Source organism: Clostridium sp. LIBA-8841 (assembly GCF_034439435.1).
Classification (GTDB): domain Bacteria; phylum Bacillota; class Clostridia; order Clostridiales; family Clostridiaceae; genus Sarcina.
The window spans coordinates 436,069-461,895 of sequence record NZ_JAPCKJ010000001.1; the positions used below are offsets into that span (position 1 = coordinate 436,069).

Here is a 25,827-nt window from a genome sequence, read left to right on the forward strand (position 1 = left end):
TAATTATATTTATATATACTCTTTACTTACAATATATAAGTATATTAAAATCTTAATAAAATAAAATTAGACTTTACCAAAGTATTAAAAAAAACTTTTATAAAGCCTAATTTACTATATTCTAGATACTATTAGATATTATCTAGCTGTTCTTAGTGTTATGGATTCCTTAGTTGAAATCTCTCCATTTGAGAATTTAGCTGCAACTTTTAAATTATAGATTGTATGTCTATTTAATCCTTCAAATTTGTAAGTCGTTTCACTTACTGGAATTTCAGCTACCATCTTACCATCTTTATAAAGTATATAACTTTCTAATCCAATAGTACGTTCTGGAGTATTCCAATATACTGAAACTGAATTTTTATCTACTTCATTTGAAGCAAACTCTTTTACTGGATTTGATACAATCTCTTTAGATTCTCTTGCTATAATTTCATATAGTTTTAGTGCTGGTTTTGAAGAATCAAAATCAAATTTAACCTCGGTTATTTTATTATTAACAGGTAATTTATTTATTTGCTCATCTAAAATTCCAACATCTGTCCAATTTCCATCTAAATCTTTAACACTTACTTTTGCTTCAGAAATATTCTCTTTATCTTGTAATATTTCAAGTTCTGAAACATCAGTAGTTCTACTTAACTTATAAACAAAAGAATCTCCTTCATTTATAGTCTCTGCTTCATAAGCTGTTGATAAATCACCATCATATAATTTAGTAAAATCTCCTTTTGGAGTTCCTTCAACTAACTGAACTGCACTTTCATCAACTTCTTCTACTGTTTTATTAACTTCTATTTCATATATTTGTACCCAACAATCATAGTTATGACCACTAGACTCTATTTTAATATATCTAGCCATTTGTCCTTGTGCATTAGCAGATGCAACCATTTTTCCATCCTTAGATGTATATTGTAATTCTCCAAGCGATATCCAATTTTCACCATCTTCTGAAATCATATACTCAGAATGTCTTATAAAATCATTTGGATGGAAGTATGTGTTTATATCATGAATTGGTTTTACTATACCTAAATCAAGTTCTATCTTATCTCCCGCATCTGTTTCTCTATTAGAACAATATCTAGTATCCATGTTTCCATCTATTGCATTAGCTATAACATTATCTTCATGAGTCCCTATATTTTCTGTTATAGAAGGATTTGCTTTATAAAGTGGTAATACTTCAAAATTCTCTACATTTATAGTCTTAGCTTTTCCATTGTTTAAAACTCTAATAAATGTAGCATCCACTACCTTCTTAGCTTTTAAAGTTCCTTCTTCTACTATAGTTTCAGCCTTATTCCATTCTATTCCATTTAATGAATATTGAATTTCTATATTTTCATATTGATCTGCTTTAAAGCTTACTTCTTCTACTTTTGTAGCTTTAGGTAATTCCATTTCTAAATAAGAATCTTTCTTTAAAGACACTTTTTCTAACTCTTTAATTGAATAACTTCCTTCATTCTCATATGAAACCTCTACATTTTCAATATTTGAAAGGTTAGTGTCAAATTTACCATGGAACTGTGGTAAAATAGCTTTTCCTATATTTTCTTTAGCAAAGTTAAGAACATCAATAACTATAGGTTTTAAACGCTTTGTTCCTACTGCAACTATATTATCTTTTTCTCCATCTCCCTCCAAACTTCCAACAGTGAATGTATCCATTAATTCTAATTTTTCTTGAGATAATTTATTACTATTCATCCAAAGCTCTAAATTTACTTCCTCTGATGCAATTAAAGCATCCATTGCAGATACCCCAGCTTCACCTAAAGCTTTATATGCATTTAGATGTTGCTTTATTTCATCTAAAAGATTTTTATTTTCTAGTTTAGTTGTAATACTCTCATAATCTGAAACAATTAAAGCAAATTCATTTCTTAATTCTCTAGCTAACTCTAATGTTGATTCTCCGTTATCCATAGCTGCCTTAAGAGCATCTATCTTCTCTGTTAAATACCATGATTCATCAAATACAAATGGACCACTTGCTCCACCATCATCTTTTAAATAGCATGTGTTTGAAGCAAATCTCATAAATTCTTCTTTTACTTCTGGAACAAACGCCTCTATTGATTTCTCCCAACTTTCCATATAATTAAACTCATTAGTATTCCAAGTATAGTCAGCTATACTATATAAAGCTACCTTTGATGCTTCTGCTTGATTCATTGGATTTGAAAAAAATCCACTAACATTATCAAGGTCTTGACTTAAGTTATGAAGTGGAGCCATTAATATTCTGCTATCACAGTAATCATTTACGGGATAGTTCCACCAAACAGCTAGGTCCTTATCTACTCCTGTTTGTATCTTCGGCCATTCAAATACTTCTTTAGAAACATTGGACATTGTAGCATGACCTGTCCACATTACTTGTATATCTTCATTTAAAGTTTGCATAAATGGTTTAAAGTATCTATCCATATTAGGACCCCATGCTGAGTTATACCTCGCTGATATAACTATCATAGGAGCAACATCTCCCTTAGCCTTTACAAACTCTCTATCTATCTTATTAATCCACTCTGCTTGTTTTTGTCCATTTCTCCAATCATCCGTATCATCAAATAATACTCCAAACTGACGAACACCTAAATCGTATAACTGCTCAAATTTATTTATAAGAGCATCGAAATCCTCATCAGTAAATTGAAGAGTTGCCCCTGGATGGATTGTCCAACAGAAATTGAAATTATTTTCTGCTCCAGCTTGTGCAAGCTCTGCTATTTGCTGTGCTTCTTTCTCTGGATATAACTCTTTCCAATCTAATCTATGGTATGGGTCATCTTTAGGAGCGTAAATATAAGTGTTCATCTTATACTCACTAGTATCCTTCATAAGACTCATTCTATCCTCATGGCTCCATGGAGTTCCATAGAATCCTTCTATAAACCCTCTAAACTCTATTTCTGGATAATCAGTAACAACTACCTCTGCAAATTTATTATCCTCAGTAGATTGTTCTAATATTTGACTTAATGTTAATACTCCATAGTAAGCTCCATCTTTATCAGATCCAATAATAGATATATTTCCTTTAGAGTTCTCATCATTACTTGTTTTTAAAATATATCCTTCTTTTCTAGTTAGAACATCACTTTCTTCAAGGTTTCCTTCTAAACATCCTAAACAATGTTCACCATCAGATGAAACTATAATATTCGCTTTTCCTTCTACGACCTCGCTTGAAACAGTGAATGAGATTCCATTTTCACCTAAAGCTCTCTCAAGTCTAACTGAAGTCGCTGGCTCCTGTTCCCCATGATAAACAACATTAACTTCTCCATCTAAAGACATACCTTCTAAGGATGAATGTTCTAAAGTTTGTGGCACTGGATATATTTCAGCCTCTACTTTTGAATAAGCATCTTCCTTACTATATTCATCGCCTACATAACTAGCAAATGCCGTAACAGATGTAGAAGTTATAATACTCATAGCACACATAGCTGCCAATGCATTCTTAATAATCTTTTTAATCTTTTTCTTTTTCATATAAATCCCCTCTCCCATTATAAGCTGTAATAATAATTGTTCTGAGAAAAAATTTACACAGTAGATAAAACATTGTTTACTTTTAGTAATTATGTTTACCTCTTTATTTTCGTTCTATTTCTGCAAAATATTTCTCGACATTATATATTATATTCATATATTTACCAAATTATGACTAAAAATAGTTCTGAATTAAACTTTATTGTTCCAAAATATTATTTAACTTAATAAAATATTTAAAATATCTAAAACACTGTATAATATCACAATTAACCTTTATTATTTCTTTAGAATTTCAACATGTATTTTGTTGGTGCTATACGCTTTTTAACTTAAATAAAAAAGGATATATCAAAAGATTTTAATAAAACCTATAAATACACTCTAAAAACCACTAAATTCCCCTAAGAATTTATAAATTTTATTATTGTATTTTGATATATCCCTTAAATCTATTCTATTTTTAAACTCATTCTATAAAATTATCTATCAGTTCTTAAAGTTAGAGACTCTTTACTTGAAAGTTCTCCATTTGAGAATTTAGCTGCAACTTTAAAGTTATAGATTGTATGCCTATTTAAACCTTTAAATGTATAGCTTGTTTCATTTGCCGGAACTTCTCCAACCTTCTTTCCATCTTTATAGAGAATATATCCTTCTAAGCCAAATGTATGCTCTGGAGCTTCCCAATTTACAGTTACATCCTTTTTATTAATTTCAGATGTCACAAAATTTCTTACTGGGTTTACTATTATTTCTTCTTTTTCTTCTCTTTCTCTAGCTATAATCTCATATATCTTTGGTACTGATTTTGAAGCATCAAATTCAATTTTAACTTCAGTTATAACATCATTTACAGTTAAGGTATTTAGCTGACTATCTAATATTCCAACTTCTTTCCAATTTTCATCTAATCCCTTAACACTTATTTTTGCCTCAGATATTCTTTCTTCATCTTGTAAGAATATTAACTCTTTCATATTTGTTATCTTAGTCATTTTATAAACCAATGCATCTCCTTCTTCTACAGCATCAGGCTCATAAGCTGTTGATAAATCTCCATCATATAGGTTTTCAAAATTACCTAAAGGTGTCCCAGTAACTAATGATACTGAGCTATCACCCATATCTGGCACTGTTTTATTAAATTCTATTTCATGTATTTGAACCCAATAACCACTATTTTCTCCTTTAGCTTCAATCTTAATATATCTTGCTAATTTTCCTTCAGCATTAGCTGTAGCGACTTTTTTTCCACCCTCATCTGAATACTTAAGTTCTCCTAAAGAAGTCCAATTAACTCCATCTTCTGAAATCAAATATTCAGAATTTCTCATATAATCAGTTTGTGCAAAATGAGTCTTTATATCATATAGAGGTATAGTAGCACCTAAATCCACTTGTACATAATGTCCCTTTCCTGTTGCTTTATCTGACCAATATTTAGTATCCATGTTTCCATCTATAGCTTTATCTATAGTATAATTTTGATAAGTTCCTATATTTTCTTTTATTGTTGGTTTAGCTTTATAAACTGGTACTAGCTCTAATTTATTTAAATTTATAGTTTTAGGCTCTTGTGAAGTATTAACAACTCTAACAAAAGTAGCATCTAAAACCTCACTTACACTTAAAATACCATCCTCTAAATTAGCCTCAGCATTACTCCACTCTAATCCATTTAGAGAATACTGAATTTCTAATCCCTCATAAGAATCTGCATCTAAGTTTATCTTTCTTAATTTTGAAGCCTTAGGAAGAACCATTTCAACATAATCATTTTCCTTTAAGTTTAAATTCTCAATATTTGATACACTATAATTACCATTCTCAAACTTAACCTCTACATTTTCAATTCCTTCAACTGAAGTATTGAATTCTGCATTTGAATCTGGTAATAAGGAATTACTAATCATACTTTTTGAGAACTCTATAGTTTCCTCAACTATAGGCTTAAGTCTCTTTTCTCCAACAGCAACTACATTTTCTTTTTCTCCATCTCCTTCTCCACTTATAATCTTATAAGTAGTCATAAGTTCAAGTTTCTCCTCAGCAAGATTACTTTTATTTAGCCACTCTTCAACATTGCCTTCTTCCGCAGCAATTATAGCTTCCATAGATGCTACACCAGCTTCTCCTAAAGCTTTATAAGCATTTAAATGTTGTTTTATTTCATCTAAAAGATTTTCATTTGTAATCTTAGTTGTGATACTTTCATAATCTGATATTATTAATTTAAACTCTTCTAATAAAGCTTTCGCTGATTCTACAGTTGACTCTCCATTTTTAATAGCATCTTTTAAAGCATCTATTTTTTCTACTAAATACCATGACTCATCATACTCAAAGGGACCACTTTTTCCTCCATCATCCTTTAGGTAACATATATTGGAAGCAAATCTCATAAATTCTTCTTTTGCTTCTGGTACAAATTTTTCTATAGAAGTTTCCCAACTTTCCATATAGTTAAACTCATCAGTATTCCAAGTATAATCAGCTATACTATATAGAGCTACCTTTGAAGCCTCTGCTTGATTCATTGGATTTGAGAAAAATCCACTAACATTATCTAAATCTTGATTTAAATTATGAAGTGGAGCCATCAATATTCTACTATCACAATAGTCATTTACTGGATAGTTCCACCAAACAGCTAAATCCTTATCAACTCCTGTTTGAATCTTTGGCCACTCAAAAACTTCCTTAGATATATTGGACATTGTTGCATGTCCTGTCCACATCACTTGTATATCATCATGTAAAGTTTGCATAAAAGGCTTAAAATATCTATCCATATTTGGTCCCCAAGCTGAGTTATATCTTGCAGATATAACTATCATAGGCGCCACGTCTCCCTTAGCCTTAACAAACTCTGTATCTATTCTATTAATCCACTCAGCTTGCATCTGTCCTCTTGACCAATCATCTGTATCATCAAAAAGAACACCAAACTGACGAACTCCTAAATCATAAAGCTGTTCAAATTTGTTTATAAGAGCCTCAAAATCCTCATCTGTAAATTTAAGAGTAGCCCCTGGATGGATTGTCCAACAGAAATTAAAGTTATTCTCTGCCCCTGCCTTAGCAAGTTCAGCTATTTGCTTAGCCTCTTCTTCTGGATATAGCTCTTTCCAATTTGCTCTATGATAAGGATCATCTTTAGGAGCGTAAATATAAGTATTCATCTTGTACTCACTAGTATCCTTCATAAGACTCATTCTATCTTCGTGACTCCAAGGTACTCCATAAAATCCTTCTATAAATCCTCTAAATTCTATTTCTGGATAGTCAGTTATAACAACCTCTGCAAACTTTTCATCTTCATTAGACTGCTCCAAAATCTGACTTAAAGTTAAAACTCCATAATAAGCACCATCTTTATCTGAACCTATTATAGATATATTTCCTTTTGAATTAACATCATTACTTGTTTTTAATATATAGCCTTCTTTTCTACTTAAAACATCGCTGTCTTCTAAATTCCCATCTAAACATTCTTCACAATGATCTCCTTCTGAAGAAATTATGATATTAGCTTTTCCCTCTTCAATATTATCTGATACAACAAAAGGAATGTTACTTTCATTTAAGGCTCTTTCAAGTCTTACAGATGTTGCCATCTCTTGCTCCCCATGATAAACTACATTAACCTCTCCTTCTAAACTCATACCTTCTATTGATGAATGTTCTAAGGTTTGAGGAACTGGATAAATTTCAGCTTCTATCCTTTGGCCTTCTTCCCTCTCTTTAGGTTCCTCTCCATTATAACTTGCGAAAGCAGTAACTGAGGTTGATGTTATTACACTCACAGCACAAGTAGTAGCTAAAGCACTCTTAATAAGCTTTTTAATTTTTTTCTTATTCATTTAAAAATCTCCCCTCTCAAAATATTTTAACTTTTCACTTTCAAATAGTATTTCTCCTTGCTTGCAAATAAAAATCTTTAGTAAACATTTACAGTAAAATTTAAATAGATTAACAGTTTTAACTAAAATAATTTTTATTCCAAACTCTTTGAAAATTACTTCCCAATATATAAATATATTCCTATAATCATTAAAATATATCTTAATTGCTTTTCTAAAACAAAGTTTTTATATTTTCTCAATAATATCCTCTAAAAAACTCATCACTTAAATTAAATGATGAGTTTTTCATTTATATAATAATTAATATTACTTCTTAATACATATAAAAGTTATTTAATGCCATACTAAAATTAGTAATTATACTAGAAAATATATGTTGAGGTGATTTAACCGTGTTTAAGTTTTTGAAGAAAAACGCTTTTATTCTTTTTTTAATATTAAGTATTTTAGGAGGTTTTTTAGTTAATGATACTTTATTTGTAGCTGCTGAAGAAAATGATGTACATCTAGTTTTAGATACCAAAAACATTACTAATTTACCTCATAATTTTCGTACAACATCAAATTTAGATAATTTAGAGACTGTACCTAATTTAAATCTAAAAGGATTAGATACTCTTAATAGTTCAGGTAGTCAGCAATTTTCGCCTGAAAATTTATCCCTTTTGGTAAATGAAATAAAAACTGAACTTCCAATAGCCATTGTTGATTTGCGTCAAGAATCCCATGGTTTTATCAATGAATACCCTGTTAGTTGGAAAAATGCAAAAAATAATGCTAATGCTGGCTTAAGCAAAAAAGAAGTTATTTATAATGAAATAAATAGCTTAAATAGTATTCCAATAGGAGCGCCATTAAAATTTTTTAATCATCCTGAATTAAATGTTGTTCCCAAAAAAGTTTTTTCAGAAAATCAATTAGTTACATCTAATTCAATGTCTTATGTTAGAATTCCTGTAACTGATGGAAAACTTCCTACTGATGATATGGTAGATTATTTTATTGAGTATATAAACACAATGCCTAAAAATACTTGGCTTCACTTTCATTGTAAAGAAGGGATAGGAAGAACAACAACCTTTATGATTATGTATGATATTGTTAAAAACTATAAAAATGCTACTCTTGATGAAATAATACAGAGACAATTAGCACTTTCTGGATTAAAAGAACATAACATAGCTTCTTTTCCAACTAAAGAACGCTTAGATTTCTTTACTAATTTTTATAACTATGTACAAGAGCAAGAAGGTAACTTTAAAACTACTTGGAGCGATTGGCTTAAGAAAAATAATACATCTATTACACTTAATGAAGTTAACAAATTTGATATATGTGCATAAATAATAATAAAAAATATAGAAGAGACTCTAAAAGCCTCTTCTATATTTTTTAATAAATTCTTTTAAGCTTCCTTTAAAAAGCTATATTGTGCACAGTATAAATTATAATAATATCCTTTTCTTTTCAATAACTCTTCATGATTTCCCTCTTCAACAATCTTTCCATGAGAAAGAACAAATATCTTATCACAATCTCTTATTGTTGAAAGTCTATGAGCTATAACTATAGATGTTCTACCATCCATAAGCTTTCTAATTCCTTCTTGTACCAATCTTTCGGTTTCAGTATCAATGTTGGCTGTAGCTTCATCTAAGATTAATATTCTAGGATCTGCAATTAAAGCTCTTGCAAAAGCTATTAATTGTCTTTGTCCTAAAGAAAGTCTTGAACCTCTTTCATTAACATTTGTGTCATATCCGTCCTCAAGTTTTTCTATAAAACTATGAGCGTTAACAGCCTTTGCTGCCTCAATTATTTCTTCCTCTGTAGCATCTAATTTACCATAACGAATATTTTCTTTAATTGAAGAAGCAAAAAGGAATGAATCTTGAAGCATTATTCCCATTTGACTTCTAAGACTTTCTACATCAACAGAGCTTATATCTATTCCATCTATAAAAATCTTTCCCTTTGTTGGATCATAAAATCTGCTTATAAGATTAGTTATTGTAGTTTTTCCAGCACCAGTTTCTCCAACTAAGGCTATTTTTTCACCAGGATTCAAAGTAAATGTTACATCCTTTAAGGCATGATTTCCATCATCATCATAAGAAAAAGTAACATCTTCAAAATGAACCTCTCCCTTAATTTTAGGAAGCTTCTTCTCAGATGCATTTGCTACCATATCATTTTTGGTGTCCATAATATCAAAAATTCTTTCAGCTGCCGAAAGGTTAGTAACAAAAGCATTATAAAAGGCTGATAAATTCATTATTGGTCTCCATAGCATTTCAATATACATTATAAAAGCCATTAAAGTTCCTAGAGATAGACTTCCTCCATTTGTTAATTTATATCCTGCAAAAAGCACAATAGCAATTCCAAATCCTCTACATATATCTACCGTTGGCCAAAAATAATCTTGAAGTCTAACTGCATGTAAAAAACCATTAGCATGTCCATTTAAATGATTCTTAAACTTTTCTCTTGAATACTCTTCTCTACTAAACCCTTGAACAACTTTCATTCCTGAAAAGACTTCATGAGTATATCCTAAAAGTGATGATCTATTCTCTCTAAAAACGCTCCATCTCTTATTTGCTTTTATTTCAATAAGAAACATTCCTGCAAAAAGAAATGGTAAAACTACAAGACAAACCAAAGTAAGGCTTGGATTCATTAAAAACATCATAAAAATAACTAATAAAATTGTAAAAAGATTTGGTATTAAATTCACAATACTATTATTTAAAAGATTATTTAATGCATTAACATCTCCAACTACTCTAGATAAAATTTTTCCTACTGGCCTATTATCAAAAAATGAAAAACTTAAAGTTTGTATATGAGTATAAAGCTCATGTCTTATATTTACTAATATTTGATTTGTTATTTTACTCATAGACATGGTTCTTATTTTAGAAAGCACCATTGCTACTATATTTAATAAAACTAAAACTAGGCCTATTCCTAATAATCCTTTTACATCTCCAACTGAAACAAATTTGTCTATGGATACCTTCATTAAATATGGATTTAATGTATTACAACTCATAATCAATAAAAGCATTAATATTATCCCTAAAGTTTTCCACTTGTATGGAACTACATATTTTAAAAGTCTTTTAATAGTCTTCCATTTATGAGTTTTTTTCTCATTAATCTCTTCCATTATTCCTTCCCCCTTTTCTACTATAGCTTAATGTTATTTTTCTAAAACTTTTTAGATTCTTTTAAATCACCTCTTGTATAAACTCCAAATCTTGGAATTGGTGACGATATATGCTATAGTAATATCCCTTTTTCTCTAATAAGCTTTCATGATTTCCCATCTCAACTATTTCTCCATCTTTCATGAAAATTATTATATCTGCATCCTTAACCCCAGATATTCTGTGAGCTATTATGAAGGTTGTAGCCTTTTTTTGCTTTTTAGATAAATTCTTAAGCACCTTAAATTCTGTTTCCATATCAAGAGCTGAAGTAGCATCATCTAAAATTAATATTGGAGTTTTTCTTACTAAAGCTCTAGCTATAGCTAACCTCTGCTTTTGTCCTCCTGAAAGCCCTAAACCTCTTTCACCAACTTCTGTTTCAAACCCTTCTGGCATTTCATTTATAAATTCATATGCACAACTATCTTTTGAGGCCTCTATTATTTCCTCCTCACTTTTACTTCCACCAAAATCTATATTATCTCTTATGGAATCTGAAAATAAGAATGTGTCTTGAAATACTACTGCCATATTACTTCTTAATTTATCTAAATCCCATTTCTTAACATCCACACCATCAATTAATACTGTCCCTTCTGCAGCATCATAATGTCTTCCTATAAGAGAAAGAATTGAACTTTTACCACATCCTGTTTCTCCCATAATAGCAACAGTACTTCCTGCTGGCACCTTTAAATTTATATTCTTTAATACTTCCTCTTCACTATATTTAAATGAAACATTTTTAAATTCTATATCACCTTTAAGTATATCTGGATCATAAGGATTCTCTATAGAAGTTATTTGTGGTTTTCTCTTAAGAATATTAAATATTTTATCCATTGAAGCTCTATTTTGAGACATCATATTAACAAGCCATCCTAAATTTCTTACACAAAAAGATAGATTCAAAATATAACTACTAAAAGCTAAAAGTGTTCCCATAGTAATTTGTCCTTTAATAGATAAATAGCCTCCATAAATTATCATAGCCACCGGTGCTAAATTTGTTAAAAGATCAATTGCAGGTAAGAAATTACTTAAAATCCTGGCTTGAGTTATATTTAAGTCATAATAATCCTTATTAACCTTTAAAAATTTTTCAGTTTCATGCTTTTCTCTAGCAAAAGCTTTCACAAGCCTTATTCCTGCAATGTCTTGTTGTGCCATAAGATTTATATCAGCCACTTTATCACTTATTTTAGAATAATTTCTTTCAAATTTTTTATTTACTAAAATAGCTAAGAATCCCACTGGAAGTAAAATCACTAAACAAGTTATTGTAAGAGAAGGACTCATATTCATCATTATGGTTACAGAAATTATAAATAATATTATGCCCTCTATAAATAATCTAAGACCGTAGGAAATAGTTTCCCAAACAATATCTACATCCTCACCAATCCTAGACATAAGTTCTCCTGTATTGGTACTATCAAAAAATGAAAACTCAAAACTTTGAATTTTTTTAAAAAGATCGGTTCTTATTTCTTTACTCACATTTAAGGAAAATTTATCAAACATAAATTCTTTAATGTATCCTAAAATCCCACGTAAAAGTGCTAGGCTCAAGAAAATTCCAAAGAATAATCCTAACTTGCTTGAATCACTACCTAATAAAATATCATCAACAAATATCTTTTGAAGATAAGGGAAAAAGCTATCTATTCCCAAAACAATTATCATAGCTAATATTGGAATTATTAAAAATCCTATTCTTTTAGCTATATAGTTCTTAAATATCCCCATATGTCTTGCCCCCTTTGTTTATAGCTTTCTCTATAAGAGTATTAAAACTTTTTTAAAAGAACATCACCTATATTCACATTCTATCCCTCCTTATATGTAGAAGTAAAAATTTATATTAAAACCTATATAATTCTTTATTTCAAAGATTTATATAGCTTTAACTAACTACTATTTATGCAGCTTTTTATATAGCTTTGATCTAACTAATTCTTTTATTTTAAATATATAATTTTAGTAAATATAAAAAACTTATCTCCTTCAAAATATTTAGTTTTGAAAATAAAAAACACCTATATCCTTAAGCAGTGCCTAAGGACATAGATGTCCTATAAAATTAAAGATATAATTAAAAGATTTCTAAACTAAGCAAAATAGGAATACTGTTAAAATTTAAGTTTGTAAACTACTAAGGTTTTATATTTTTAAAAGTAATCAATACGTATAAAAAGTATTAAAAATCCCATATTATATTGGGTCCTCTTAGTAATAGTAATCTCTATATCATAACTTTATTTTATTTAAATAAAAAAGCACAGCTTCTCAGCCATGCTCTTTAAAATCACAAAAAGATTTCTATAAAGTTTTATGGAAAGCATTAGATAAATTCCATAAAAGGAGCAATTGACTGAGTACACATTATTCTTTTTGTAGGAAATAATAAATACATATCATGAACATATTCATTATCTAAAATTCTCATTTAATTGCCTCCTTTCATAAATTCAATCTTAATATTAATTATACTTGATTTTACGTACATTTCAACTATTTTATTCCATATTTTACGTTTTTTATCAATAAATTTTGTTTAACTTACCTGTTTTATATTATCTAAAATCTATTAATATTCTTCTTTTTCTTTTATTCTATGGAAAATCTCTTCTTCATAATCGTCTATATCAAAAGTATCTCCATTATAATTTTTATCTGCTCCTTTTATCTCTTCAACTTCCCAAGAATCATCAAAATCTATTTTTCTTCTTTTCTTTAAATAATTATCACTTAATTTTGGTTCTTCCTTTAGATTACTTTCATATTTAATATCATCCTCTTTAACTTCATACTCTTCATTATCAATAGATTTAGCAAAATCTAATATGTCTTTTAACATTGATTTTGCACCTTTTAGTATTTCTTCAAAACCTTCTTCATTTAACCCTTCAAAAACTCCTGCAGTTCCCCATACACTATTTCCTTCAATGTCCTTTAAAATTGATTTTGCACCTTTTATTATCTCTTCAAATCCATCATCATTTAAGCCTTCGAAAACTCCTGCAGTTCCCCATACACCACTTCCTTTAAAGAAAGTTCCATTTTTAAAATATTCTTTTACTATATTTATATTATCTTCAATGTCAACTTTATATTCATCATCTGTTTTTATATCTAAACGACTATTAGCTTTTGCCATTACGCTAACATCCTCATCAATATCTATTTTTTTTTTATTCTTTTGTAATTCTGAATTTTCATTAACTACATTATCAATATCGTAATCTACTTTATCATTATCATAAGTATCGTAGTCTACTTCATCATTATCGTAAATATCGTAATCTACTTCAGTATTTTTAATATATTCTTGCATAGGAATTTTATTTCTTCTATAAGTACTAACATTATCTTTCACAAGAGTCACTCTTGTGAAACTGAAGCTATCTCTTAAAGTCATTCTGTAAACTTTCCTTTTAAACAAAGGATGTTCTAAAGTTAAAACATAAACTCCTAAGGGAACTAAGAACTCCACAATTCCAGCAAAATCTGTATCTGCCTCATATTTTTCTCTTCGGTTTTCAATTTTAACTCTACATTGTGAAATAGGTCTTCGATTTTCATCTAATACATTTAAAAAAATTCTTTGATTAATCATAACTATTCATTAAGAGTTTTCTACCTCTTAAATTTTTCACACTCCAAAGAATACTATACATTATATACTTATTCTTAAAATTTCTTTTTGCTAATAAAATTTATAAAATAAAAAGACTTCTAAGAATTATTTTGAGATTAATCAAAACACTCCTGAAAGTCTTTTTTATTTTAATTGCTTAATAAATAGATATAATAATTTTAAGGTTTAAAGCTTACTATTATGGATTATATTGAAGTTTTGTAGTCTCTGATAAATTTCCTTCATAATCTTTTAACACTATAGAAATCTCTGTAGCTTCTTTAGGAATCGGAATATTATCAAACCCATCTTTTCCTCTTAAATATGAATACTCTATTCCTTCTACAGTAATATACATTTTCCACCAATCCTTAGAAGTTGGCCCATCAAAGATTAATTTACCATTTACAACTTTGTAGTTTCCGTTATAAGGTGTTGCATAAAAATCCTTAGTTTTACCTTTAGCTGTAACGGTATCTAAAACCTCCTTTTTATTATCAATTGTAGATACTTTCACTTCATATTTCTTACCATCTTCTTGTTTTAATGGCACTTTAATAGAAGTTGTACCTGGTTTAAATGTTTTTGAGAATATTTCTTTTTCTTCTCCACCCTCTAGTAAATTTACTTCTACTTCTATACCTTTAAAGGACTTCTTTTCTGGATTACTCCAATCTATTTCTAATTCCTCGGCAGTCTCAGTTACTTTTAAATCTTGCACCTTATAATCTTGTGAAAACTTAATTTTAGCGGGTTTACTTTCACTGCCATCTTCTCCTTGAGCTGTTAATAAAAGTTCCTTAGTATCCTCAGGTAAATTTTTAATGTAATAAACATCATCATAAATTCCACCTAAATAAGTTAAAGTTCCCTTATCTCCTTTGGAATAAAGATTATATTGTTTAACTTCATCATAATCTTCTAATTGCCACTCTACATAGATTTCATTAGTATTTAAATAATCCTCTATTTCAAATTCCTCTGGCATATCAGGAGTATAATCCTTACTATCAGTTATTCTTACTTCACCAATGTTCACTTGATAATCAGATGAAACTTCTCCATTTTTCGGAGAGAAAGCAAGTCCAATTACAGCAATTTCTCTTCCTTCAAATTGACTTAAATCAACATCTTTACTAACCCATCCATTAGTATCTTTATCTGAACCTTTAATTGGAACATATTCAACCTTATCAGGATTATCTTTAAATATAAGTCCTAAAGCCATTTCTCCAGCATTTTGACCAGATACTTTGTTGTAAGTTATTGTAGCTTTAGACTTTTTAACAACATCTAACTCTGTTTTAAATAAGCGTAAGTAATTCTCAGAATCTAAACTTCCATTAACAACTAAAGAACTTCCTCCCTTATATGCTCCTATTTGTTTATAAGTAAATTTATCACCCTTTTCTACATTTGGACCATAATCAAAGTCAGCCTGTAATTTACTTCCCTCAGACTCAATCCACCATTGCCATGTTGGAAGTATATCTTGAATGTTCATATTTGCCCATTCTTCTTTATTTGATATAACTCCATCTTTATAATAATGCACTCCATGTCCTGTGTTAAAGTTTGTCACAAAAGTTGCACCATCAACAACTGAACGCTCAGTTATATATCTTGATACTCCTCCCCACTGACTAGCATCCTTAAGCCCAACATCAGGTCTTGAATATCCTTCTTTTTCTCCTGTATCTAACGGATCAATTGTTACACCAGTATAAAACATTCTTTCACGTTCAGCTACCATCCATTGATAGTCAGCCTGTCCTCTTCTATTTTGAGTAGGATCTCCTAAATCATCATCTAAGCCTGCCTTTACATAATCAGGTGTAAATAAAGCTATTCCGGCTTTTGGATTTCCATTTTCATCTAATATAACATCCATATTTCTTGTTGAATTATGAGAACCATCAAACTTACCCATGGCAACCTCAACACCCATAAGAACTGAATCTAAAGGATTAATACCTATGCGCTGAGCCTCTGCTACACTTGCATCTATATATACAGGATTTGTGCTATCTCCATTATTCCATCCATCTGGAGAGTTCCAATTATAATTCATAAATATTGAATCATTTACACGACCAAGATTTTGATCATATACATAAGAGCTATGTGAAGATATAAGTGATGGTTTATATGTTAATTTACCATTTACATCATCTACACAATCATACCACTGAGTATATACACCTGCATCTACTAAAGTTTTAGTAAACTCTTTATATGGAATAATATGCGATGGATCTATACTTGTTTCTTGGTTTATAAAATACCCATCAAAACCAAAATATTCTTTTATTTCAATAAGCTTTTTAGCAACTATATATTCACCATTTTCATCCTTCTTTAATAAGGCATCATATGGTTGTCCTGATCTTGGTATAAATAAACATCCAATTGATTTAACCCCATTTTTATGAGCCGCATTAGTATATGCTGGGTTTGGAAGATTTAATATTCCAAATTCAAAATTACTACTATCTTCTCCTCCACCATATAAACGTAATGGAACCCCCTCTGTTGGCATACCATGCCATCCTCCATAATAATCAGTATACTGCCAGAAGTTATAAGCATACTGGCTAAAATCATTTGTATATGCTGTACTATCAAAGAAATAATTACCATAGTCTCCATTTAAGTTAGTAAGTGATGTTTCTGAACTTAAATTTGGATTTGCTTGAGTCTCTGAAAATGGTTCTATACGCTCTTGAAGTGGCACCTGAGCTCTTAACATTTCAGCATATGGATCCTCTTCCGGATTCCAATTTTCAATATCAATTGCTCTATATCCATGTTGAAATGGTTGATTTGCACCTTTTGTTGCATCTCCTGTTGGCGGAAGTGAAACACCAGCCTTCGTTGTTATAGCTAATGAAGATGTAACTACACATACTGTAGCAGCTATAATAGCTATCTTCTCTCTCATTTTTCTCATATTATTCATCCCCCTTATATTTACAAATATAGATAATATTTAAAATAAAGTATAGTTTCTTTAGTAAACGTTGTCAATGACATTTCATATGTAAATTCTTATTTTTGTAATAACTTACAATTTAAAAATATATTTATGATTATATTTTATTTGCTATAAATCAAATATTTACAATAAAAAAATAAGTAAAAAACTAATGTTTTACTTATTTTTCCTATCATTTTAAAACATAAATTCATACTATATATTAAACAAAGATTGTTTATGCAATATACTTTCTCCCTCCTATCTAAGTTTATTAGTAGTTCAAAACCTACCTAAATTAAGTTAACCTTTATTTCTTGAAAAATTTAGAGCTATTCTATTTATCCTCCTAGAATAGCTCTTTTTTTATATAATTAGTACTTCTTTAATATTAATTATTTTTTCTCTTTCTAAAGAATATAATTCCAGCTCCAACTAGTATTAAGCCAATTATCCCCAAAGAAAGAGCACTTGTTCCTCCTGTATTAGGAAGATTTCCTCCTGATGTCTTTTCTAAAACATTAACATTTATAGTTTTAGTCACCTTATTTCCGTCCTTATCAACTACCATATAAGTAACTTCATATTTTCCTGCTTTATTTGGATCAACATTATTTTTTATAACCTGAATCTTTGAAGTTAAATCTCCATCCTCTTTATCAAAGGCAGTAACTCCTTTTAAAGGATCAAACTTTTCTCCAAAATTCAATTCTAAATCCTTCGCATCTATTGTTGGTTTGCTATTTTCTGATGGCTTATTTGTACCATTATCATCTGGATTTTCTGGTTTATCTGGATTTTCACTTTCTCCACCATTATCTGGTTTATCTGGATTTTCAGTATTTCCTCCATTGTTATCTCCATTAAAGCTATCTTTTTGTACTAAAACGTAAGAAGATTGTGCTGGAACTTGAACTTTATTTCCTTTAATTTCATCAATCTTTTCAGTACCTGCCTTATTTCCATTTACAATAACAGCCCAGTCATTCATTGGAAGAGTTATCTCTACAGGTTCCTTATTTGCATTAAATACTACCGCTATGTCTTTCCATGAATCCCCTACATTTTCACCATTTAAAGTATATGCAACAACATTGTCATTTGTGAATGATTTTCCTTTTTCTAGGAATGTAAGATTGTTTTGAATATCTTTAGCAGTGTTCATTCTAAATACTTTATGAGATTTTCTAAGCTCTATTAATCCTTTATAGTAATTAAACAAGTCATTATATGCTTCTTTTCTTGTCCAATCAATTTTATTTACACTATCTGGTGCATTATAACTGTTGTGATTGAAGCTTCCATCTGAATTAACCTTTGTTCTTGCCATCTCTTCTCCTCCTTGGAAGAAAGGAATTCCTTGAGATGTTAAAACTATAGCTGAAGCCATTTTATTCATAGCCTCTAACTCTTCTTTAGATGCATCTTTATTTGTAGTTTGAAGTTTATCCCATAAAGTTAAGTTATCATGAGCTGATACATAATTTATTGTTTGATATGGTTCATTTGCCCAAGGTTCTACTCCATAGCCATCATATGGACTTGGGGAAATTCCATACTTGACACCACTATGCCTTACTGAACCAACTATTCCAAACTTAACAAGCTCTTCTAAACTATTATATCCATTAACGAAACCTGGTTTATCAGCATCAAAAACATGTCCTTTAACTCCATCTCTCATATCATCACTAAATGCAGCAATTTGCATATCACCATATTGTGGAGTATTTTTCTTTATGGCTCTTTGATTTTCTGGAAGAGGTGTATCTCCTCCTGTCCATCCTTCTCCATAAATTATTATGCTTGGATCTATTTTATCTAATTCTCTTCTTATATCCTTCATAGTTTCTATGTCATGAAGCCCCATAAGGTCAAACCTAAATCCATCTATTTTATATTCACTAGCCCAATATTTTACTGAATCAACCATCATTTTTCTAACCATGCTTCTTTCTGAAGCTAATTCATTTCCACAACCTGAACCATTTGAAAATCCTCCAGATTCATTCTGTCTATAATAATAATCTGGAACGGCTAAATTTAAATGGGAATCAGCTGTTGCTCCTGTATGATTGTAAACTGAATCCATAACAACCCTTATACCCGCTTTATGAAGTTCTTGAACCATTTCCTTAAACTCTTTTATTCTAACCTCAGCCTTATACGGATCTGTTGAATAAGATCCTTCTGGTACATTATAGTTCTGTGGATCATATCCCCAGTTATATTGTGGTTTATCTAATTTTGTTTCATCAATTGATCTATGATCAAAAGTTGGAAGTAAATGAACATGTGTTACCCCTAATTCTTTTAAGTGATCTATTCCTGTTTTTATATTCTCATTGGCAGGAAGTGTTGTATTAGGTTGCCACATTCCTTGATATTTACCTCGCATCTCCATTTTAGTATCTGAAGATGTGTCAATTGAAAAATCTCTTATATGGATTTCATAAATTACTGCATCTGTTGGATCAATAAACTCTGGCTTTTTATCATTTTCCCATCCTTCTGGATTAGTTGATTCTAAGTCAACAACCATTGCACGTCGTCCATTAACACCTACAGCTTTAGCATAAGGGTCAGTCACATTAGATTCTACTCCATTATTAGTAACTAGATAATCATAATAAACTCCTTTTTGATCCCCTTTAATAGAAGTTGTCCAAATTCCTTTTTCTCCTTTAGTCATTTCTATAACTTCCTTAGAGTTAGTTTCTTTAGTATAATCTCCTGTGTTATACATAGCTAATTTAACTGAAGTCGCCATTGGAGCCCATAATACAAAATCCGTTTTATTCTTCTTATATAAAGCACCTAACTCTCCGTTATAATGATAAAGTTTTTCAAACTCTTTATCAGCAAAGATTTTTCCTAAAGTTACAATAGCAGGTTTAAATCCTTCAATTTCTAAAATATACTCCTTAGTTAAATCTAATTTCTTGTCTGTTACTATTTTACCAGAGTTTAAGCTTTCTGGTATCGTTACCGAAATTGGTTGAGAAACACCATTTTCTTTTAAAGTAATCTTTTCATTCATATCTTGAGATGGCATCTTAATATTAGTTGTGAAGTTTATTTCATTTATTAAATCAATTTTAGCTCCTGTTATCGCTGGATCTTTTATTGCATCTTCTGCTCTAAAAACTATTTCAAGGTTATTTTGAACTAAATATGCATTAACTTCCCCCTTATTGTTTGCATAAGCTAAATTTATAAATCTATCAGCATGTCCATCTTTATCAGACCAATCTGGCCTTCTAACTATAATTCCAATACCTCTTGGATCAGCATCTTTTACTCCATCATAAACAATTGTTGATAGTTTTCCATAATCATCTTCTGATGATAAAGGGTATCCTTCTCCACCTTTAACCCCATCTAACCAAGACCAAATATCCCAATTATCATAATTTCCATCAAATCTGTAATAATGAAGATTTAAAGTAACCTTATCAAAATTTCTATTTAAAGGCTTAACCTCAAAAGTTCTTTCTCCATCTTCTTTATGATTTATAATAACTTCTTGATCTCCTTTTGAAAGGTCAATAAACTTATCTGAACCAAAATAGTTTTCTGCCCAGTCATTACCTGATTCACTTCTACGTAAGATAAATCCTAACTTTCCTTCATTTGTGTTAGTTTTAATAACTGTAAATTCTCCTTCATCATCATTTCCTATAAATTGAGAAACTTTAGTGTTGGTATCGGTACCATTCAAGTCTCTCTCCCAAGTCCATAAATTCCATCCGTTGTAGTTCTTATCAGGTCTGTTATATCTTATTTTAATATAAACACCTTCTGAACTTTTCTCATCAGCCTTAGTTATTTTAGGTATTTGTATTAAAGTTATGAAAAATACAAAACTTAAAAGAACTGATAAGAGCTTTTTAATTTTTCTCATATTCTCTCCCCCTATTTTAAATGTAAATATTTACATGTCACATATTACCATATATTCTCTGTACTTACAATATATTTTTATACAAATTGAAACTAAATTCAATAAAAAATTAATAAAAACTCAGAGTGTAAATATAAATAACACTCTGAGTTTTTATTATAAATTATGTTTTTATTTAATCAATACTCACATCTACTAAATCTTACTAAAAATTTGTATTTATTTAGTTCACAGTTATATCCTCAATCATCACTGCTCCGCTATCACTTTCATAAAAACTTAAGCTTAGTTCATCTACCTCTTTCATATCTATGTTTTCAAATAATTCTAAAGGTACTCTAATCATTGATAGAGGAGTAAATGAATCCCAAAAATAATGCTTGTACTCAAAAATTTCAGTAAAATCTAATTTTCCTTCCACATATGATAAGGCCTTTACATCATCATTTATTTTAACCTTAACTACATTTCCTTCTTTGTCTTTTAAAGTAACATTCACTTTTAATTTTTTATTTGGATCATTTAATTCATCTGATGGATCTAAAGCTAAGTTTATTATTAAAGCTTTTTTATTAGATAAATCTTTATCTATGGGAATAGTAATTGAAGCATTGTCACTTTCCCATCTAAGGTTTAAAAGCTTTTTCACATCTAACTCATCATTGAAAAACATAGGCACATTGAAGCCTTTTGTTTCATCACTTTTATAAAATGAACTTTCATTTAAAACTTTTAAGTCCAAATCCTCTTTTTTTACATCATCGAAATTATCATAATTTAAAAGAATTTCATTACTAGAACTCCAACTTTTCGTTTTAACTCCCAATCCATACATTGTTGTTGGCTCTATTGAATCCTTTTTGAAAAAGCCTTCTTCCTCATCTCTAAATAGACTGTCCATAAAATCTACAGAAATATTTTTTAAAAATCTTTCCTGTTCTTCTCTATTTAACTGTGATTCTAATTTCTTCTTATTTGCAATTAACTCCAAATCATTATTAATCAAATTACTATTAAAATTATTATGATTTGCTTTTTCTAGTATTATTAAATTTCCCTCACTTTTTCTACCAGGTTCTGCTACCATTTCATCAAACATAGGAATTCCGTCTAATCCAGCTACATCCCCATCATATTCAGGCACAACTATGGTAGTATTAACATCTGGCCATTTTCTTTCTGTGGATAAACGAGCTGGTGCAACTGATAAAATTCCTTTAATATTTTCGTTCTCATTAGCTATGTCGATTATAGTATCTGCTCCTCTAGAATGTCCAATTAAAACTATGTTCTCAAAATCTATTTTTTGAGATAACTCAGCATCATTTTTTAATACATTTATAAACTCTTTATACATGGCTCTTATTTTTTCATTGTCATCATTATCTCCATAGCTCCAAACATATGCTGGCTGAACATCTAAAGCTGCTCCTACATAGTCATTTTCCCCTAGATATTCAGTAAGATATTTAAAACCAGTATCAAACCTTACATTTTCATTCTCATTATTATGGGAGCCATGAATTACTATTGCTAAAGGCTTTTTTCCTTGACTTTTAGGAATTGTTATTGTTCCTCTTAATTTATATGGTAAAACCTTTCCACTTTTAGAATCATAGGTTCTATCTCCTAAGTTAAACTCTAAAGTGTCAGTCTCTTCATTTCGAGATTTTCCTTCTTCAACATTAAGGGTTGTTCTAGAAATTTCTTTTACTGATATCTCTTCTTTTTTATTCTCATTTCCTTTTTCTCCACACCCACTTAAAATTGTAGCAAACGCCACTAAAACAATAATTAAAGCCTTTTTCATTTGCCCCTACACCCTTTACATTTTATTGTAAGGTCATTATAAATTCTCTAAAATTTACAGTCAATATAATTTCCTGAACTGTAATTTATATGTTTTTATTTTGTAATAATTTTACTCAATTTTCATTTGTTTCTGACAACTATATGATTTAGTATTAAATATATCATTTAAAAGATCTATTTCTATTAAGCTTTCTAACTTCAAATTGTTATCCCCTAGATAATTATTAAATTTTTTCATTTGTTCCTTTTCATTTTCCTTGCTATAACTTAATGTTATGTAATTTCCCTCAGATAATTTTTCAACACCTATTATATTCTTATATTCTTCCTTCATTGGCTCAATAAATTTAAAAGCATATGACTTTTCTAAATCTCCCTTATTATCATAAAAATACATCATTCCTCCATCATCTGCATTCTTAATATTCTTTTCAATTATTAAATCCTCTAATTTTGAATAGTATAAAAGTTCTTTATAATCACCTAATTCCTTACATAGCATTTTTATTATCCATCTTTCTTTGAAATACTTAACTTTAACCTCCTTTTCTTTAACTGCTTTTTTAGAAAATTCTATTTGTGAATTTAAATTATCTATTTCTACTATAGTATTTTTTAAGCTTTCAATATTTCTTTCAGCTTCTATTTTCTTATCTTTTAAAAACTTTATAAGTTTTTCTGTATCTTTAGTTTTTAATATCTCTTGAAGTTCTTTTATGCTTACTCCTAACTTCCTACATCCTTTTATTATGTCTATATGAATAAATTGTTCTGCTGAATAATATCTATATCCACTGTTTTCATCAATGTAAGCAGGTTCAATTAAACCAACACTTTGATAATACCTTAAAGTTTTTATAGTTATTCCTTTAATTTTTGAAACTTCTCCTATAGAATATAATTTCATAAAAAATCCCCTTTCTTAATTGACTCTCCCCTTAGGGGATATATTATAAATTAATTATATACTAAATGAAGGGATGATTTTATATGAGTGAAATAAATTATAGGAAAATAGAAAAAACTGATTATGAAGAAGTTAAAAAAATAATAAATAAATCTTTTAAATTATATAAACTTATAGATGACGAAAAACTTCTTGATAAAGTGCTTACAATATATCTTCATTCTTGCTTACAAGAGACAACCTACTCTTTAGTAGCAGCAAAAGATAATAAACCGATTGGAGTTATTCTAGGAAATGTTTCAAAGAACAACTCAATTACAAACTCAATTTATCATTTTGGAGTAATTCTTAGTAAGTATATATCAATTGCATTAGGAAACTCTAAAGAGAAAAAAGAATTAAAGCAATTTGCAACAGTTTCAAAAGCTTATGAAAAATTATTAGAAGATAGAAATAATGAATTTCAAGGCTCTATAACACTTTTTGCTGTTAGAGAAGGTTATAGGGGCTTTGGTATTGGTAAAACCCTTGTAAATAACATTTTAAATTATATGAGAGAAAATGAAGTGAAAAAACTTTATCTTTTCACAGATACAATATGTAATTATGGTTTTTATGATAGCCAAGGCTTTAAAAGAGTAGATACTATTTCCTTAGATATGAGCTCTCAACCCACAAACTCTATTTTATCTTTAGATATATTTTTATATTCATATGATTTGTAAAGTTTAACCTCTCTTAAATTTAATAATAAACTTTAATAATTAGCTCTGTTTTAGGTGAATATTTTTATCCTACTAAAAGTTTATTTAATAAACTATAGACTTAAATGCATTTATAATACTTATTTAAATAACAAAAAGTCACGGAATTCTCCGTGACTCATCATTACTTTAATTCACAAAACTCTTTTTCTATCTCTTTTAACCTCTCATAAATATATTCACATTTATGCTGAACATAATAAGTTTTTCCTATTTGCTCCATAAAAAGATTCTTGTCCAATTCTTCAAATCTATTTGTAGTTTCTTCTCTTAACTCCTCTAACGCATTATAAAAATGAACTCCGTAAGGTCCTATATCCTCTATTTCTTCCTTAAAGATCTTACTTACTTCATTTAAATTAACCTCAATAATACCATCACAAGTATCATCTATAATAATCATATTAAAATCATCTTTAATTTTAATATTCTTGAAACTCTTTTCTCCAAAAATTTGAGATTCATCTCTAAATTCTTTTATAAGACTTGCAGCTTCTTTTGCTAATATTTTTCTTTTCTCAAAATCTCTCATTCACTTTTTCTCCTTAAAAATCAAAATAAAAATAAAACCAAAACTTTTAATTATATATTTATAGAAGTATTATTTAGATAATAACATTAGAATATAAAGCACAACAATATTTTCTAATCTATTTAAAATTTAATTTATTTTGAATGAAATTTTAAGTTTTTTTATAAATTACTAATAACTTTTAAGCTATAATATTTTCTTTTTTATTCTCATTAAACTTTTTAACTTTTTCTATGAAATTATCAAACATATAAAGGTATACCATCATTACTCCTATTGAAGCTAATATGGCAACTGTTAATAATTCTCCTCTTCCAAAATGAAGTATCTCTTTATCACTTATTAGAACTCCATAAAATAATAAAGATACTGAATTTTCTAACACAACAACTTTCCTCAAATTAAATGCAGATTTAACATCCTCCTCATTTATTGATTTAATTGCTTCTTCATTCTTCGAATAAAGGTTGTACACAAGATAAGAAACTATTCCTACTTGCATTACCATGAAAATTAAAGCTATAAAAAATCCTACTATCACTTATTCTCCCTCCAGTTCTCTCTTATCCTTTCATACCTTTGTAACCGTTTTGTATCAATTGTAATTATACCATCTTATTCTTTCATTTCCAATACAGTATGCATTCAAACTTCTCTAAATTGATATTTTTCTATGTAAATGCTATAATTTTGC

The 25,827-nt window shown here is 29.1% G+C and carries 13 protein-coding genes; 2 read left to right on the forward strand and 11 right to left on the reverse strand.

Going from position 1 to position 25,827, the window contains the following annotated elements:
- Positions 1-138: 138 nt before the first annotated feature.
- Both OIF33_RS01750 and OIF33_RS01755 read right to left on the reverse strand, forming a co-directional pair.
- Positions 139-3,513 carry a beta-N-acetylglucosaminidase domain-containing protein gene (locus OIF33_RS01750; protein ID WP_322502505.1) on the reverse strand — a complete coding sequence of 1,125 codons (3,375 nt, stop codon included), beginning with the start codon at positions 3,511-3,513 and terminating at the stop codon, positions 139-141.
- Between the two features lie 482 nt (positions 3,514-3,995).
- The gene (locus OIF33_RS01755; protein ID WP_322502506.1) at positions 3,996-7,379 is read right to left on the reverse strand and encodes a beta-N-acetylglucosaminidase domain-containing protein; all 3,384 of its coding nucleotides are present in this window, start codon (positions 7,377-7,379) and stop codon (positions 3,996-3,998) included.
- Between the two features lie 395 nt (positions 7,380-7,774).
- On the opposite strand from OIF33_RS01755, the gene OIF33_RS01760 reads away from it, so the two are divergent.
- On the forward strand, positions 7,775-8,725 hold the full coding sequence (locus tag OIF33_RS01760; protein ID WP_322502507.1) for a fused DSP-PTPase phosphatase/NAD kinase-like protein: 951 nt from the start codon (positions 7,775-7,777) through the stop codon (positions 8,723-8,725).
- A 62-nt stretch (positions 8,726-8,787) separates the two neighbouring features.
- Here OIF33_RS01760 and OIF33_RS01765 read toward each other — a convergent pair whose 3' ends face one another.
- From OIF33_RS01765 to OIF33_RS01795, 7 genes are all read right to left on the reverse strand, one after another.
- The gene (locus tag OIF33_RS01765; protein WP_322502508.1) at positions 8,788-10,557 is read right to left on the reverse strand and encodes an ABC transporter ATP-binding protein; all 1,770 of its coding nucleotides are present in this window, start codon (positions 10,555-10,557) and stop codon (positions 8,788-8,790) included.
- Positions 10,558-10,618: 61 nt separating this feature from the next.
- Positions 10,619-12,349 (reverse strand): ABC transporter ATP-binding protein, encoded by a 1,731-nt coding sequence (locus OIF33_RS01770; protein ID WP_322502509.1) that lies wholly within the window; start codon positions 12,347-12,349, stop codon positions 10,619-10,621.
- Positions 12,350-13,190: 841 nt separating this feature from the next.
- Positions 13,191-14,219, reverse strand: a complete 1,029-nt coding sequence (locus OIF33_RS01775; protein WP_322502510.1) for a hypothetical protein — start codon at positions 14,217-14,219, stop codon at positions 13,191-13,193.
- Between the two features lie 220 nt (positions 14,220-14,439).
- Positions 14,440-17,190, reverse strand: a complete 2,751-nt coding sequence (locus OIF33_RS01780) for an endo-beta-N-acetylglucosaminidase (protein WP_322502511.1) — start codon at positions 17,188-17,190, stop codon at positions 14,440-14,442.
- Between the two features lie 415 nt (positions 17,191-17,605).
- The gene (pulA, locus tag OIF33_RS01785) at positions 17,606-21,118 is read right to left on the reverse strand and encodes a type I pullulanase (RefSeq protein ID WP_322502512.1); all 3,513 of its coding nucleotides are present in this window, start codon (positions 21,116-21,118) and stop codon (positions 17,606-17,608) included.
- A 223-nt stretch (positions 21,119-21,341) separates the two neighbouring features.
- Complete coding sequence (locus OIF33_RS01790; RefSeq protein ID WP_322502513.1) at positions 21,342-22,928, reverse strand: hypothetical protein; 1,587 nt, start codon at positions 22,926-22,928, stop codon at positions 21,342-21,344.
- Between the two features lie 111 nt (positions 22,929-23,039).
- Positions 23,040-23,837, reverse strand: a complete 798-nt coding sequence (locus OIF33_RS01795) for a helix-turn-helix domain-containing protein (protein WP_322502514.1) — start codon at positions 23,835-23,837, stop codon at positions 23,040-23,042.
- A gap of 83 nt (positions 23,838-23,920) precedes the next feature.
- Between OIF33_RS01795 and OIF33_RS01800 the strand changes: the two genes are divergently transcribed.
- On the forward strand, positions 23,921-24,562 hold the full coding sequence (locus tag OIF33_RS01800; RefSeq protein WP_322502515.1) for a GNAT family N-acetyltransferase: 642 nt from the start codon (positions 23,921-23,923) through the stop codon (positions 24,560-24,562).
- A gap of 163 nt (positions 24,563-24,725) precedes the next feature.
- Here OIF33_RS01800 and OIF33_RS01805 read toward each other — a convergent pair whose 3' ends face one another.
- The gene (locus tag OIF33_RS01805; RefSeq protein WP_322502516.1) at positions 24,726-25,133 is read right to left on the reverse strand and encodes a hypothetical protein; all 408 of its coding nucleotides are present in this window, start codon (positions 25,131-25,133) and stop codon (positions 24,726-24,728) included.
- Positions 25,134-25,314: 181 nt separating this feature from the next.
- Positions 25,315-25,674, reverse strand: coding sequence for a hypothetical protein (locus OIF33_RS01810; protein WP_322502517.1), 360 nt, complete (start codon positions 25,672-25,674; stop codon positions 25,315-25,317).
- Positions 25,675-25,827: the final 153 nt, after the last annotated feature.